The organism is Streptomyces sp. NPDC104381, assembly GCF_055583745.1.
This window is the reverse complement of sequence record NZ_JBVJNK010000006.1, coordinates 249,778-263,598: the sequence shown is the minus strand read 5'-3', so window position 1 is coordinate 263,598 and position 13,821 is coordinate 249,778. Positions and strand designations below refer to the sequence as shown.

The 13,821-nt window shown below is 73.5% G+C and carries 16 protein-coding genes; 10 read left to right on the top strand and 6 right to left on the bottom strand.

Going from position 1 to position 13,821, the window contains the following annotated elements; translation table 11 throughout:
• Positions 1–123: 123 nt before the first annotated feature.
• Positions 124–1,056 (bottom strand): DUF3027 domain-containing protein, encoded by a 933-nt coding sequence (locus ACZ607_RS22305; protein ID WP_469737107.1) that lies wholly within the window; start codon positions 1,054–1,056, stop codon positions 124–126.
• Between the two features lie 443 nt (positions 1,057–1,499).
• Between ACZ607_RS22305 and ACZ607_RS22300 the strand changes: the two genes are divergently transcribed.
• From ACZ607_RS22300 to ACZ607_RS22285, 4 genes are read left to right on the top strand one after another with little or no spacing between them, the layout of a single operon-like run.
• The gene (locus tag ACZ607_RS22300) at positions 1,500–2,948 is read left to right on the top strand and encodes an MFS transporter (protein WP_469737105.1); all 1,449 of its coding nucleotides are present in this window, start codon (positions 1,500–1,502) and stop codon (positions 2,946–2,948) included.
• A 27-nt stretch (positions 2,949–2,975) separates the two neighbouring features.
• Positions 2,976–3,458: a DUF2771 domain-containing protein gene (locus ACZ607_RS22295; protein ID WP_403988286.1), complete on the top strand. Its 483-nt coding sequence runs from the start codon at positions 2,976–2,978 to the stop codon at positions 3,456–3,458.
• A gap of 37 nt (positions 3,459–3,495) precedes the next feature.
• A complete protein-coding gene (locus ACZ607_RS22290) occupies positions 3,496–4,209 on the top strand; it encodes a futalosine hydrolase (RefSeq protein WP_469737103.1) in 714 nt (237 codons plus the stop codon).
• Positions 4,181–5,080 (top strand): 1,4-dihydroxy-6-naphthoate synthase, encoded by a 900-nt coding sequence (locus ACZ607_RS22285; protein WP_469737101.1) that lies wholly within the window; start codon positions 4,181–4,183, stop codon positions 5,078–5,080. Before ACZ607_RS22290 ends, ACZ607_RS22285 begins: the two co-directional genes overlap by 29 nt.
• 34 nt (positions 5,081–5,114) lie before the next feature.
• Here the strand turns inward: ACZ607_RS22285 and ACZ607_RS22280 are convergent, their stop codons facing one another.
• Complete coding sequence (locus ACZ607_RS22280) at positions 5,115–5,498, bottom strand: cold-shock protein (protein WP_014154805.1); 384 nt, start codon at positions 5,496–5,498, stop codon at positions 5,115–5,117.
• A gap of 166 nt (positions 5,499–5,664) precedes the next feature.
• Here ACZ607_RS22280 and ACZ607_RS22275 point away from each other — a divergent pair, with 166 nt between their 5' ends.
• A complete protein-coding gene (locus tag ACZ607_RS22275; RefSeq protein ID WP_469737099.1) occupies positions 5,665–5,901 on the top strand; it encodes a hypothetical protein in 237 nt (78 codons plus the stop codon).
• 39 nt (positions 5,902–5,940) lie between these two features.
• On the opposite strand, the gene ACZ607_RS22270 is transcribed toward ACZ607_RS22275, so the two are convergent.
• Positions 5,941–6,558, bottom strand: a complete 618-nt coding sequence (locus ACZ607_RS22270; RefSeq protein ID WP_469737097.1) for an HAD family hydrolase — start codon at positions 6,556–6,558, stop codon at positions 5,941–5,943.
• 57 nt (positions 6,559–6,615) lie between these two features.
• On the opposite strand from ACZ607_RS22270, the gene ACZ607_RS22265 reads away from it, so the two are divergent.
• From ACZ607_RS22265 to ACZ607_RS22245, 5 genes are all read left to right on the top strand, one after another.
• Complete coding sequence (locus ACZ607_RS22265) at positions 6,616–7,191, top strand: hypothetical protein (protein ID WP_469737095.1); 576 nt, start codon at positions 6,616–6,618, stop codon at positions 7,189–7,191.
• A gap of 78 nt (positions 7,192–7,269) precedes the next feature.
• Entirely contained in the window at positions 7,270–8,280 is a 1,011-nt protein-coding gene (locus ACZ607_RS22260) for a FecCD family ABC transporter permease (protein ID WP_469737093.1), read from the top strand.
• Positions 8,277–9,362, top strand: a complete 1,086-nt coding sequence (locus ACZ607_RS22255) for a FecCD family ABC transporter permease (RefSeq protein WP_469737091.1) — start codon at positions 8,277–8,279, stop codon at positions 9,360–9,362. Before ACZ607_RS22260 ends, ACZ607_RS22255 begins: the two co-directional genes overlap by 4 nt.
• Positions 9,359–10,243: an ABC transporter ATP-binding protein gene (locus tag ACZ607_RS22250; protein ID WP_469737089.1), complete on the top strand. Its 885-nt coding sequence runs from the start codon at positions 9,359–9,361 to the stop codon at positions 10,241–10,243. Before ACZ607_RS22255 ends, ACZ607_RS22250 begins: the two co-directional genes overlap by 4 nt.
• Before the next feature lies 1 nt (position 10,244).
• The gene (locus tag ACZ607_RS22245; protein ID WP_469737087.1) at positions 10,245–11,225 is read left to right on the top strand and encodes an ABC transporter substrate-binding protein; all 981 of its coding nucleotides are present in this window, start codon (positions 10,245–10,247) and stop codon (positions 11,223–11,225) included.
• Positions 11,226–11,331: 106 nt separating this feature from the next.
• Here the strand turns inward: ACZ607_RS22245 and ACZ607_RS22240 are convergent, their stop codons facing one another.
• From ACZ607_RS22240 to ACZ607_RS22230, 3 genes are all read right to left on the bottom strand, one after another.
• Positions 11,332–11,877, bottom strand: a complete 546-nt coding sequence (locus ACZ607_RS22240; RefSeq protein WP_469737086.1) for a TetR/AcrR family transcriptional regulator — start codon at positions 11,875–11,877, stop codon at positions 11,332–11,334.
• A gap of 12 nt (positions 11,878–11,889) precedes the next feature.
• Complete coding sequence (locus ACZ607_RS22235) at positions 11,890–12,471, bottom strand: sugar O-acetyltransferase (protein ID WP_469737084.1); 582 nt, start codon at positions 12,469–12,471, stop codon at positions 11,890–11,892.
• An 83-nt stretch (positions 12,472–12,554) separates the two neighbouring features.
• Complete coding sequence (locus ACZ607_RS22230) at positions 12,555–13,781, bottom strand: hypothetical protein (protein ID WP_469737082.1); 1,227 nt, start codon at positions 13,779–13,781, stop codon at positions 12,555–12,557.
• Positions 13,782–13,821: the final 40 nt, after the last annotated feature.

The following is a 13,821-nucleotide window of genomic DNA, read 5'->3' as shown; positions in this document are numbered from 1 at the left end:
TGACCCTGCCGCCCAGTGTGCGCCCGAAGGTACCGCGCCCGTGAAGCCCCCAGGACCAGCCGGCCGCCGGGGCCCCGCGATGCCCGGGCATCGCGAGCCCGGGCGTCCGGGGGGGCAGGAGCGTCAGGAGTGGCCGAGGTCGTCCGTGGAGCCGTCCGGCCGGTCCGGGACCGAGCCGGAGTCCTCGGCCGGACGCAGGGAGTAGTCGTCCACCCGCATCGTGTCCAGCGCGTGCGGGGCGGGCTTCGGAGGCTTCGGCATGACCGCCGCCTCGGAGTGCCCGCCGCAGCCGTACGCCAGGGAGACCACCCGGCCGTCCGCCGGGGCGAACTCGTTCGCGCAGACCCCGAAGGCCTGCTTCAGCGAGCCCGCCATCGGCACCAGGAACGCACAGGTGACGCAGGAGGCGGGCGCGGCCTGCGCCATGGGCGTCCGCGCGCCGAACTCCTCGTCCCAGCGGTCCGCCGCGAGCCGCAGCCCGTACCGGGACAGCACCCGCGCACGCCGGGTGCCGAGCTCGTCCGCGACCGCGGCGATCGAGCCGCGGCTCGTGCCGGGCCGCGTCGTCAGCTCCGCGTCCTCGGAGTCGGCGAGGGCGGCGAGCTCCTCGGACACCTCGGAGACCGGGGAGTTCGGCGGGGGCTCGTCCTCGCCCGTCCAGCCGGGCTCCAGGCGCGGGTCCTCCGCCTCGGTGGGCAGCAGGTCGCCCGGGCCCATGTCGCCGGGCCGCAGCCGCTCGCTCCAGGGCACCCACTCCGGGGCGAGGAGGGCGTCGGACCCGGGGAGCAGCACCGTTTCGTCAAGGGTGACGTTCTTGGCGCGGGAGGCCCTGGCGACCGTCACCGCCCAGCGCCAGCCCCGGTAGCCGGGCTCCTTGGACTCGAAGTAGTGCGTGACGACCCGGTCCCCCTCGGAGACCAGGGCCACGTGCTCACCCACCACTCCTGGCGCGGCGGCCTCTTCCGCCGCCGCGCGTGCGAGGTCTACCGCCTCGGCGCACAGACGGTCAGGGGCGGGGGTACGGGCCGTACGGCTTCGCGTCGTCGCAGCACTCACAGGTCTCGCTTCTCTCCATACGCCGTCTCACGAGCGCGCCAGCAGCTCCATCGATGTCCGATTTCGGCCATGACAGTTGTGGGCGGAGCGGACCTGGGGGCCGCGTCGACGTCCACACCCGTTGTGCCTGCCTCGGGCGCGCCTTCTGCCACCCATTCTGCGGGATCGCGGAGAGGCGCGCGGCCAAGAACAACCGCCGGTGGCGCGTGAGTGCACGCTACCCTCTCCGCCGCTCCGCGCCCACCTGCCCGTCCCAAACAGGACCGGAACCCTTGTGGACCGGCGGTGGCCGGCGGCCGGACGCGGCGCGCGACCGCCCCGGCCCGGGGAGGCGCGTACCGGCCATTTCCCGGCCGGGGCCGACTCACCCGACGGAGCGGACGCCGCCGCGCCCCGGCCCGATCATGGGTTCGTGACGGCGGGGGGTGGGGCACTATGACCACGTGGCCGCCGCCAGGTCGTCCGACGGATCCGGTCCGCTCCGCAGGGCGGGCCGGGCGATGGCCCGTGCCCTGCGGGCCCCGTTCACGGGCACCGCGCGGGGCATCAGGAAGGCGACCCACGCGCATGGGGCGGGCGAGTCCGGCCTCGGCAAGCTGATCGAGCTGCACGCGGTCAATGGCGCCGGGGACGTCATGATCACCGTGGCGCTGGCCTCCACGGTCTTCTTCTCCGTACCGACGGACGAGGCGCGCGGGCGCGTCGCCCTCTACCTCGCCGTCACCATGGCGCCCTTCACGCTGCTCGCCCCGGTGGTCGGCCCGCTCCTGGACCGGCTGCCGCACGGCCGCCGCGCCGCGATGGCCGGTGCGATGTTCGCCCGGGCGGTGCTCGCGATCACGATGTCCGGCGCGGTGGCCACGGGCGGCCTCGAGCTCTATCCGGCGGCCCTGGGCGTCCTGGTCTGCTCGAAGGCGTACGGGGTGGTGCGCAGCGCCGTGGTGCCCCGGCTCCTGCCGCCGCGCTTCTCCCTGGTGAAGGCCAATTCGCGGGTCACCCTGGCCGGGCTGCTGGCCACCGGTGTCGCGGCGCCGATCGGGGCGGGGCTCCAGAGCATCGGGTCCCCCTGGCCGCTCTACGGCGCCTGCGCGATCTTCCTCGGCGGGACCGTCCTCGCCTTCACCCTGCCCCACAAGGTCGACTCCGCGAAGGGTGAGCGCAAGGCCCGGCTCGTCGTCCCGCACGGGGAGCCGGCCGCTCCGCCGCCCGTCCGCGTCAGCACCTCGAAGGGCGCCAGGGGCGGCAGGACCGGCAGCACATGGGCCGCGAGGAGGCGGAACGGGCGGGAGAAGCCACCGGGGCTGCGGTCCGTCGGGCCGTCCGTCCTGCACGGCCTCCAGGCGAACGCCGCGCACCGCGCGCTCTCCGGCTTCCTCATCTTCTTCCTGGCGTTCCTGCTGCGCGAGCACCCGCTGGCGGGGCAGAGCGCCGCCGTCTCCCTCGGCATCGTCGGGGTGGCGGCGGGCGCCGGGAACGCCTGTGGCACGGCGGTGGGCTCCTGGCTCAGGGCGCGCGGCCCCGAGGTGATCGTCGCAACGGTGCTGGGGCTCGCCCTGGGGGTCGCCGTGCTCACCGCGGTGTTCTTCAGCACGGTGATGGTCGCCGCCCTCACCGGGGTCGCCGGGTTCACCCAGGCCCTGTCGAAGCTGTCGCTGGACGCGATGATCCAGCGCGATGTGCCGGAGGAGGTGCGTACGTCGGCCTTCGCCCGGTCCGAGACGCTGCTCCAGATGTCCTGGGTGGTGGGCGGCGCCATCGGCATCGCGCTCCCCCTCAACGGAGTACTCGGCATCTCGGTCGCCGCGGGTCTCCTCGCGCTGGGCGCGGCGGCCTCCGTACGGGGCCTCCTGGGGGCCGCGCGGCGCGGCTCACCGCACCCCCGCGTGGCATGAGCGGATCCGACCGATAGCCTTCGGCCCATGACCGTTGCGTTCTTCTCCGGTAAGGGCCGTCGAATCGGCGTCGCTCTCGGTGCCGTGTCCGCGGGACTCCTTGTCCTGTCCGCCTGCGACAAGCCGACGCCGCTCGCCACCGTGACGGTCGGCGACAACTCGGTGAGCACCGAGGCCGCCTGCTACAACGACGGCGACGCGCTCAAGGAGTCCGAGATCCAGGGCTGCCTGAACAAGAAGGCGGAGAAGTCCGTCAAGGTCGCGATGGACGACAAGGTCCGCTTCGGCGTCGACCCCGAGATCGCGGACCACGGATGGACCCTGTTCATCAACGGCCAGCAGGCCGAGCAGGAGCCGTACAAGAGGACCTACCGGTCGATCCCCGGCAGCGCCTTCTTCGCCAGCCAGACGGGCGAGACCACGGCGGACAAGACGCAGGTCAGCATCGTCGAGACCAAGGGTCAGAAGCTCACGGGCGTCTGGCACTTCCAGCTCACGAAGACGTCCTGACCCCCCGACCGACCCCCTGAACCCGAGGACCTCCGCCGTGCGGGTGCTTGTCGTGACCGCCGTCCCGGCCGAACGGGACGCGGTCACGCGTGCGTTCGGGGACGGGCCGCGGATACGTGAGGTGCCGGGCGCCGAGCTGCACCTGGCCGGGCCGTTCGACGTCCTCGCGGGCGGTGCGGGTCCGGCCGCCGCGGCGGCCGCCACCGCCTGCGCCCTGGCCGCCGCGTCCGCCCCGTACGCGGCGGTCGTCTCGGCCGGTATCGGCGGGGGTTTCGCGCCCGCCGCGCCCGTCGGCTCCCTCGTGGTGGCGAGCGGCCTGGTCGCCGCCGATCTGGGCGCCGAGACCCCGGACGGCTTCGTGCCCGTCACCGGTCTCGGCTTCGGCAGGGACACCTTCCTGCCGCCCGAGGCCCTCGTACGGGACGTGGCGGAGGCCACCGGCGCCCTGCCGGGCACCGTCCTCACCGTCTCCACCGTGACCGGCAGGGCGGAGCGCACCGCCGAACTGCTGGCCGCACATCCCGGAGCCGTCGCCGAGGCCATGGAGGGCTTCGGCGTCGCGGAGGCCGCCGACCGGTTCGGCGTGCCGGCGCTGGAGCTCCGGGCCGTCTCGAACGCCGTGGGGCCGCGCGACCGCGCGGCCTGGCGCATCGGCGACGCCCTGGCGGCGCTCACCGAGGCGTTCGGGAAGACCGCACCCGTAGTGGAAAGTTGGACCCGGCATGACCGAATCGACCGACACCGTGACTGACACCGCGACCGGCGCCGCCTCGCTCCCCGCGCTGCGGATCGCCTTCTCGCCGTGCCCGAACGACACCTTCGTCTTCGACGCCTGGGCGCACGGAAGGGTCCCCGGCGCGCCCGCACTCGACGTGACCTTCGCCGACATCGACCTCACCAACGGCATGGCCGAGCGCGGTGAGCTCGATGTGCTGAAGGTGTCGTACGCCGTCCTGCCGTGGGTGCTCGACGAGTACGCGCTGCTGCCGTGCGGCGGGGCGCTGGGGCGCGGCTGCGGGCCGCTCGTCCTCACGAAGGAGCCGGGCGCGGACCTGACGGGGAAGACCGTCGCCGTGCCGAGCGAGCGCTCCACCGCCTATCTGCTGTTCCGGCTGTGGGCGGCCGAGGTCGTGCCGGACGGGGTGGGCGAGATCGTCGTCATGCCGTTCGACGAGATCATGCCGGCGGTGCGCGACGGCCGGGTGGACGCCGGGCTCGTGATCCACGAGGCCCGCTTCACGTATCAGAACTACGGGCTGCACAGCCTCGCCGACATGGGCGAGCACTGGGAGTCGACCACCGGCCTGCCGATCCCGCTGGGCGCGATCATCGCCAAGCGCTCGCTGGGCGAGGAGACGCTGAACCGGCTGTCGGAGTCGATCCGTACGTCGGTGCGGATGGCCTGGGACGACCCGGAGCGCTCCCGTCCGTACGTCCTGGAGCACGCCCAGGAGATGGACCCGGCCGTCGCGGACCAGCACATCGGGCTGTACGTGAACGAGTTCACCGCCGACCTGGGCGAGAGCGGCTACGCGGCGATCCGGGGGCTGCTGACCCGGGCGGCGGCCGAGGGCCTCGTGCCGCCGCTGGCCCCGGACGCGTTCTCCGTCACCGGACGCTGAGGCGGACGGGCCGGGCCCCGGGCCCGGCCCTCCGTCAGACGTCGAGCTGGTCGGCGACCGCCCTGAGCAGGCCGGCGATCTTCGCGCCTGCCGCCTTGTCGGGGTAGCGGCCACGCTCCAGCAGCGGCGTGATGTTCTCCAGGACCGTCGTCAGGTCCTGCACGATCGAGGCCAGCTCGTCCGGCCTGCGCCGCTGCGCGGCGGCGACGGACGGGGTGGGGTCGAGGATCACCACGGAGAGGGCCTGGTCACCGCGCTGGCCGGCGACCACTCCGAACTCGACGCGCTGACCGGGCTTGAGCGCTTCGACGCCGGCCGGGAGGACGGAGGAGTGGACGAAGACGTCGGCGCCGTCGTCGCGCGAAAGAAAGCCGAAGCCCTTTTCCGAATTGAACCATTTGACCTTACCCGTGGGCACGTCTGTCCTCGTCCTCGTACTCGTCGGTGCGCGGGAGAGCCGTGAAACGGCTCCGGATAGCAGTACAGCGGGTCTTCCGACCCGCCATGCCCCAGGCTAATGGCCCGGGGGCCGGACACAAGACGTCGCCGAACGGTTCCGCCGAGCTGGGAACTACCCTGACGGGGTGAGTACTACTCCTTCCGGCGCAGGCGACCGGCTCGTCCGGGTCGGCGCGATCGTCTTCTTCGTCGGCGCACTGGCCACACTGGTCACTGTGGCCCCGTTGTTCCTGGGCACCGACCCGTTCCCGTCCGTCGCCTACGCGGTGTGCATGCTGATGGGCGTGGGCTTCCTGATCGCCGCGGCGGGGGTGGTGCGGTCGGTGTGGAAGAACTCCCCGAAGCGCGCCGCCACGAGGTAGCCGACCACGAGGTGACCGACCGGCCCCGTCCGTCGGGCGTCAGGCCGCCGTGAAGGTCCGCAGCCAGGCGGGGAACTCCGTGAGGTCCCGGAGGATCACGTCGGCGCCGGCCGCCCGCAGCTCCTCCGCGTCGCACGGGCCGGTGGTGACACCGACCGACAGGGCGTTCGCCGCGTGCGCCCCGCGTACGTCCCCGGTGTGGTCGCCGACGTAGATCCGCGCGCCGTGCTCCAGGAGCGCTTCCGCCTTGCCCTCGGCCCAGAGCCCGCCGATCAGCACGTCCGCGTCGATGCGCAGGTGCGCGAGGTGGAGCTTGGCGTTCGGCTCGTACTTGGCGGTGACGACCATCGCCCGTCCGCCGAGCGCCTGGACGGCCTCGACGGCCTCCCGGGCGCCGGGGAGCGCGGTCGACGGGGTGATCGCGGTGTCCGGGTAGAGCGCGCGGTACCGGTCGCAGGCCTCGTCGATCGCGTCCGCCGGGAACCAGTTCCGCATCTCGTCCTGGAGCGGCGGACCGAGACGGCTGACGACCAGGTCGGTGTCGATGTACACACCCGTCTCGGCGGCCAGTATCTCGTAGGCGGCCTTGATGCCGGGCCGCGAGTCGATGAGGGTCATGTCGAGGTCGAAACCGACCGTCAGGGTGGGTGCAGGCATGCCCCCATTGTGCGTGCAGACTCATGGCGACCGTCCGCTGCGGCCGAGGAACGAGAGTTGACCCCGTACTCCCTTGCCTTCTACGTCCACACCGTCACCACCGGCACCGTGCTCGGCCTCCGCCCCACGGACACCCCCGACCGGGTCGCCGCCGTCCTCGGGCCGGACTTCGCCGAGAGTGCCTCCGGCCGGCAGGCCATGCTCCGCGACTACGGCCTGGCGGAGTTCCACTTCCACCGCGCCCGGGCCCGGGACGCCTGGGAGGGGCACCACGTCAGCCTCCAGGTGCACCGGCTCGCCGGCCGCGACCGCACCGTACCGGGCGAGGTGCTCCGCGCCCGCTACGGCCGGTTCGCACCGTGGCTCCGGTTCGAGAAGCTGGAGCGTCTCCTGCGGCGGCGCGGCGTCCCGCTGGTGGAGATCCCGGAGTACCCGGGGAACGCGCCGTACTACCGCACGTTCTGGCAGCCCGGTTCGCGGACGGCGGTCGCGTTCGTCGCCTCCCGCGGCGAGTACGGCACCCCGGGCGGCCTGCGGGTCGGCGACGTGTACCGGATCCAGGCGCCCGTGACCGCCCAGGAGGTGGAGCTGCGCAGGGAGCAGGCCCGACGGCCGAGGCCGCAGGCGCCCTGACCCGACCCACAGGGCACCCATAGACTTAGCCAAGCCTTACCTCGCAACACCCCGCTCCCGCTCACCCGATTGGTTCCGATGGCAGCCGCCGCTCCACGCCTGTCCCGACGCGCGACGGCGATCGCCGTCGCCGTCGTCGCCCTGCTGCTCGCCGTCCTGCTCAGCCTCGCCGTGGGGGCGCGGACCATCGCGCCGTCCGCCGTCCTCGACGCCCTGCTGCACGGCGGGCACTCGGACGCCGCCGAGGTGATCCGGCAGATGCGGGTGCCGCGCACCGTGATCGGGCTGATGGTCGGTGCGGCGCTCGCCCTGGCGGGCACGGTGCTCCAGGGCATCACCCGTAACCCCATCGCCGACCCGGGGATCCTCGGGATCAGCCAGGGCGCCTCGGTGGCGGTCGTCCTGGCCATCGCCTACGCCGGGATCCACACCCTCACCGGCTATGTGTGGTTCGCGTTCGCGGGGGCCGCCGTCGCGTCCGTCGCGGTGTACGCCGTCGCCGCACGCGGCCGGGGCGGTGCGACGCCGGTGAAGCTCGCCCTGGGCGGCGCCGCGATCAACGCGCTGCTGGTGTCGGTGACGATGGCGGTGCTCACCACCAAGGCGTCGGCGCTCGACGAGTTCCGCTTCTGGCAGGTCGGCTCGATCGCCGGCCGGGAGGCCCAGGTCGCCCAGCAGATCTGGCCGTTCCTGCTGATCGGCGCCGTCCTCGTGGCGTCCGTCGCGCGCGGGCTCGACGCGCTGGCGCTGGGCGAGGACGTCGCGAAGGGCCTGGGGCAGAACGTGGCGGCCGTCCGCGTCGTCGGCGGCATCGGGGCCACCGTGCTCACCGGCGCGGGCGTCGCGGCGGCCGGCCCGATCGCCTTCGTCGGCCTCGCGGTGCCGCACATCGCCCGCGCGATCGTGGGCGGCGACCACCGCTGGGTGCTGCCGATGGCGGCCCTGATCGGTCCCGTGATGCTCCTGGTCTCCGATGTCGTCGGCCGGGTCCTCTTCCCGCCCGGCGAGGTCCCGGCGGGCGTGATGACGGCGCTGATCGGCGTCCCGTTCCTGGTCACCCTCGTACGCCGGAAGGCGGTGCCCGCATGAGCGCGGACACGGCAGTGCCCGTACGGACCCCGGTCCGCCCCGCCGGCTACCGGGTCGTACGGGTCGGCAAGCGGGCCCGGTTCCTGCTCCACCGGCGGGCCGCGCTCGTCGCGGTGGGCCTCGTCGTCCTGCTGGCGGCGGTCTGTGTCGCCTACCTCTGCACCGGCGAGAGCTTCGTGGCGCCCGCGGAGGCCGTGAAGGTCGTCCTCGGGCAGCCCTCGCCGGACGAGCTGGTCGTGGGGACCCTGCGGCTGCCCCGCATGGTCGTCGGGCTGCTCGTCGGCGCGGCCTTCGGGATCGCCGGGGCGCTGATCCAGACCGTCGCCCGCAACCCGCTCGCCAGCCCCGACATCATCGGCGTCAGCCAGGGCGCGAGCGCGCTCACCGTCGGCGCGATGACCTTCGGCCTCACCTCGTACACCGTCCTGCCCTACCTCTCCGTCATCGGTGGCGTCGCCGCCGCCGCGCTCGTGTACGTCGTCGCGTGGCGCGGCGGGCTCCACGCGACCCGGTTCGTCCTCATCGGGATCGGCTTCGCGATCGCGCTGCGCTCGGTGACGACCCTGTTCCTGACGAAGGGTGACTACCTGGTCGCCCAGCAGGCGCAGATCTGGATGACGGGTTCACTCAACGGCCGCGGCTGGGACCAGGCAGCCCCGATCGGCTGGGCCCTGCTGGTCCTGCTGCCCGCCGTGCTGTGGGCGGCCCGCGCGCAGCGCACCGTGTCGATGGACGACGACACCGCCACGGCCCTGGGCGTGCGCCTCGGGCGCGTACGGCTCGGGCTCGTCGCCCTCGGGGTGGTCCTGGCGTCCGTGGCGACGGGCACGGCGGGGCCGGTCGACTTCGTGGCGCTGCTCGCTCCGCAGATCGCCCGGCGGATGACGCGTACGGCGCAGATCCCGCTGCTGTGCTCGGCGCTGCTCGGCGCGGTGATCGTCGTCCTCGCCGATCTGCTGGCCCGCAGGCTCTTCTCGCCCACCGAGCTGCCGGTGGGCGTGCTGACGGCGGCGGTCGGCGCCCCGTACCTGATCTGGCTGATCATCCGTGGCCACGGCGGCCCCACTGGAGGCAACGCATGACCACGACCTGTCCCACGGACGCGGACACCACGACGTCGAGGCTCGCCGCGCGCGCCCTGACCCTCGCCTACGAGGACCGCACCGTCGTGCACGAGCTGGACCTGGCCGTGCCCGACGGACGCGTGACGGTGATCGTCGGCCCCAACGCCTGCGGCAAGTCGACGACCCTGCGCGCGCTGGGCCGGCTGCTGAAGCCGGCCGGCGGTTCGGTGCTCCTGGACGGTACGGAGCTGGCGCGCATCCCCACGCGCACCATCGCCCGGTCGGTCGGGCTGCTCCCGCAGACCCCGGTGGCACCCGAGGCGATCACGGTCTCCGACCTGGTCGCCCGGGGCCGCCAGCCGCATCAGCGCTGGTGGCAGCAGTGGTCGGACGACGACGAGCGCGCGGTCACGGACGCCATGGAGCGTACGGACGTCACGGCGCTCGGCGACCGGCCGGTGGACGAGCTGTCCGGGGGCCAGCGGCAGCGGGTGTGGATCGCGATGGCGCTCGCTCAGGACACCGACCTGCTGCTGCTCGACGAGCCGACGACGTATCTCGACATCGCGCACCAGGTCGAGGTGCTCGACCTGGTGCGCCGGCTCGCCGCACCGGCGGCGGACGGCAGCCGGGGGCGGACCGTCGTCACCGTCCTGCACGACCTCAACCAGGCCGCCCGGTACGCCGACCACCTCGTCGCCATGAAGGCGGGGCGCATCGTCGCCGAGGGGCGCCCCGAGGACGTCGTCACCGCCGAACTCGTACGTGAGGTCTTCGGCCTGGAAGCCGTCATCGTCCCGGACCCGGTCACGGGTTCACCGCTCGTCGTACCGGGCGCGCCCTGGTCCCCGGACCGGCCCGCCCCGTCTTCCCCGTCCTCCTCCGGAAAGGCTCTCTGACATGACAGCTCCCGCGGCTCGTCTGCTCGTCACCGGTTCGCTGGCCATGGCCACCGCGCTGGCCCTCACCTCCTGCGGCTCGTCCGACTCCGGCTCGGACTCCGGTTCCGGCGGCTCGGCCTCCGACGCGAAGACCCACACGGTCGCCACGGCCATGGGGAACGTCGAGGTCCCCGTCGCCCCGAAGCGGGTCGTCGTCCTGGACACCGCCGAGCTGGACTCCGCGCTGACCCTCGGGGTGAAGCCGGTCGGCGCCACCCACACCGGCACGGAGTCGGGTTATCTGAGCTACCTGCCGAAGGAGAAGGTCTCCGGCATCAAGGACGTCGGCGAGATGATGACGCCGAACCTGGAGGCGATCGCGGGGCTGAAGCCCGACCTGATCCTCACCAGCAAGATCCGTCACGGCGACACGTACGACGAGCTCTCCGCGATCGCGCCGACCGTCATGACGGAGAACACGGGCTACCCCTGGAAGGAGAACTTCCAGGTCCACGCCAACGCCCTCGGCAAGGTCCCCGCGGCGGAGAAGGTGATCGCCGACTACGGGACGCACGTCGGTGAGGTCACCGAGGCGCTCGGCGGCAAGGAGAAGGCGGCGGCCACCGAGGTCAACATGGTGCGCTTCGTCGAGGGCGCGGACATCCGCGTCTACGGCCGGAAGAACTACATCGCGACGATCCTCGCCGACGTCGGTCTCGGCCGGCCCGCGATCGTGGACAAGGCCCAGGACGGCTTCTCGTACGACGTCAGCCCGGAGAAGATCGACCAGGCGGACGCGGACGTGGTCTTCCACTCGACGTACGGGGACGCGAAGAAGTCCAAGGAGACGCAGACCGTGGGCAGCGGTCTGTGGAAGAACATGGCCGCGGTCAGGAGCGGCAAGGTGTTCCCCGTCGAGGACGAGCTCTGGATCCAAGGCATCGGCTACACGGCGGCGGACAGGATCCTCGACGAGCTCCAGGCCGACCTGACGAAGTGACGGGCCCCGCGAAGTGACGGGCCCGGCGAAGTGACGTGGGGCTGAAGCCTGTGGGGCGCGGTGTCAGGTCCGCGCCCCACAGGCGGTTCCGGGGAGGTGTGCCGGCTCAGGCGCCGGACGTCATCCGCAGCACGGCCAACCGCGTCAGCTCGCGGTCCTGCGGCTCGGTGTCGAGGGCCCGGTGCAGGGCGAGCCCCTCGATCAGGGCGTCCAGCGTGCGCGCGGTGTCCGGGTCGAAGTGCTGCTCCAGCAGGCGGCGGCTGCGGTTCATCCACGCGTGGGTGAGCTCGCGGTACTCGTCGCGCCGGGCGGCCAGCGTGTAGAGCTCCTGGGTGAGGACGAGCTCCCGGCGGGGGCCTTCGGAGAGCACATGGATGAGGTCGATGACCGCCTCACGGGCCTCTTCGGGCGTGTTCGCGCGGCCCAGGTACAGCTCGAAGACGGCCACGAAGCTGTCGGCGAAGCGCGTGAACGCCTCGCGCAACAGGTCGTCCATCCCGCTGAAGTGATACGTCATCGAGCCCAGCGGGACATCGGCGCGTACGGCGATCTTGCGGTGGGAGACGCCCGCGACCCCCTCCTCGGCGATGTGGTCGAGCGTGGCGGCGAGGATGCGTTCGCGCCGCTGGGGATCCGTGCGTCCGGTGGCCATGGGGCGGCCGGCTCAGACGCCGCGGACGACGCGGGCGGGGTTCCCCACGGCGACGACGTCGGCGGGGATGTCCTTCGTGACGACGGCTCCCGCGCCGATCACGGAGTTGTCGCCGATGCTCACCCCGGGGCAGACGATGACGCCGCCACCGAGCCAGACGTTGTCCCCGATGGTGATGGGGAGCGCGGCTTCGAGCTTGTCCCGGCGGGGCCCCGGCTCCACGGGGTGGGTGGGCGTGAGGAGCTGGACGTTGGGCCCGATCTGGCAGTCCTCGCCGATCGTGATGCGTGCGACGTCCAGCGCGGTGAGGTGGTAGTTCACGAAGGTGCGGGCGCCGATCGTGATGTTGCTGCCGTAGTCGACGTACAGCGGCGGGCGCAGGTCGACCCCTTCGCCCACGGAGTCCAGCAGCTCGGCCAGGACGGCCCTGGCGGCTTCGGCGTCCTCGGTGTGGGCGGCCTGGAAGCGGGCCGCGAGGCGCATCGCCCGCTGCTGGCGCTCGGCGATCTCCGGGTCGTCGGCGATGTAGAGGTCGCCCGCGAGCATGCGCTCCAGGTTGGTGCGCGGATCGTTGGCGAAGTAGTCCGTCGGCATGCGTACGATCGTACACGCACGAGGTGTACGAACGTACACTCGACGTTCCCACCTCCGTACGCACGCCCCGTCCCGCCGCCCCCTCATCCCGTGAGCCTGCGCGACCGCCACACCAGGTGGAGCGCCGACGCCACCGCCGCCACCCGCACCACCACCGGCCAGACGTCCGACATCGCGTCGCCGACCGCGCCCTCCGCGAGGGGTTCGCCCCAGCGGCCGTCCATCCGCCCCCACAGCCAGACGAAGGCCCCGGCCACGACCACGCCCGGCAGGCCCATCGCGACCCACTTGGCCTCCGCGCGCGAGAACTTGCGCGAGCTGTACGCCAGCAGCCAGCCGCCGGCGAGGGCCGGCCACTGCCCGGACACGGCCCCGGCCACCAGCAGCGCGGCGGCCAGCAGCAGCACCGGGTTCGAGAGGCGGGGCCGCACGGCCACCACCTCGCCGTCCGCGAGGACCCGGCGACGGCGCAGCCGCGGCTTCCACCGCGGGCGGGCCACCACGGGCGGCGCGGCCTTCTCCTCGCCCGTCGCCGGCCCCGGCTCCTCCTCATCGGCCGGGGCACGCGGGCCCGGGGGCTTCCGGAGGCCCGGGGCGCTGGGCAGCCCGAAAAGCTCCGGGCTCTCCAGCCCGCCGACGAATCCGGGGACCGCCGTGCCCGGCCCCATCGCCCCGGGCGCGCCCTGGCCGCCCTGCCCGTCGTCGCCGAAGGGGCCCGGCTCGATCCGCCACCACTCGTGCTCGGCCTCGGACGGGGCGTCGCGCAGGCCCGCCATGTGCGGCGCGGAGGCCGACGGCCAGTCCGGGACCTGCCCACCGTCCGCAGGGCGCCCCGGGGCCGGCTCCGCGCCGACGGATTCCGTACGGGGTGCGGGTTTCGCCGGCTCCCCGGACCCGCCGGGCTCCCCGGGCCCGGCGCCCGACTCCCCGGGCCCGCCGGGCTCCCCGGGCTCCGGCGACGCGCCCTTGCGGGAAGCGGCTTTCCGGAGCACGCTCCGCCGCGCCCGTGGCACCCCGCGCGATTCCGTGGCTCCCGCGCCCGCGTCCGCCCGGGGCGACGGCAGAGGGACCGTCCCGTCGCCGGACTCGGCCGCCGCGGCCACGAGTTCACCCGGTGCGCCGAGCCGGCCGAGGATGCGCCGGACCACGGCGGGAGAGTCCGATCCGTCCGTGCCGCGCTGCCGGTCGATCTCGCCCCGCAGCGTCGAGACGAGTCTCATCCGGGCGCCCGAGGACAGCTGTTGCTGCTGCGCCAGGTCACCGACCCGGCTGAGATAGTCGTAGACGAGCTGGTCGCTCTCGATCCCCACGCGGACCTTCTCCCTCCACCGCCCTGCCCCGACGGTAGCG

Coding starts and splice junctions, on each gene's coding strand:
- ACZ607_RS22260 (WP_469737093.1), top strand. CDS start 7,270: ATGGCAGCCGCCGCTCCACGCCTGTCCCGACGCGCGACGGCGATCGCC.
- ACZ607_RS22250 (WP_469737089.1), top strand. CDS start 9,359: ATGACCACGACCTGTCCCACGGACGCGGACACCACGACGTCGAGGCTC.
- ACZ607_RS22295 (WP_403988286.1), top strand. CDS start 2,976: ATGACCGTTGCGTTCTTCTCCGGTAAGGGCCGTCGAATCGGCGTCGCT.
- ACZ607_RS22240 (WP_469737086.1), bottom strand. CDS start 11,877: ATGGCCACCGGACGCACGGATCCCCAGCGGCGCGAACGCATCCTCGCC.
- ACZ607_RS22235 (WP_469737084.1), bottom strand. CDS start 12,471: ATGCCGACGGACTACTTCGCCAACGATCCGCGCACCAACCTGGAGCGC.
- ACZ607_RS22245 (WP_469737087.1), top strand. CDS start 10,245: ATGACAGCTCCCGCGGCTCGTCTGCTCGTCACCGGTTCGCTGGCCATG.
- ACZ607_RS22270 (WP_469737097.1), bottom strand. CDS start 6,558: ATGCCTGCACCCACCCTGACGGTCGGTTTCGACCTCGACATGACCCTC.
- ACZ607_RS22285 (WP_469737101.1), top strand. CDS start 4,181: ATGACCGAATCGACCGACACCGTGACTGACACCGCGACCGGCGCCGCC.
- ACZ607_RS22255 (WP_469737091.1), top strand. CDS start 8,277: ATGAGCGCGGACACGGCAGTGCCCGTACGGACCCCGGTCCGCCCCGCC.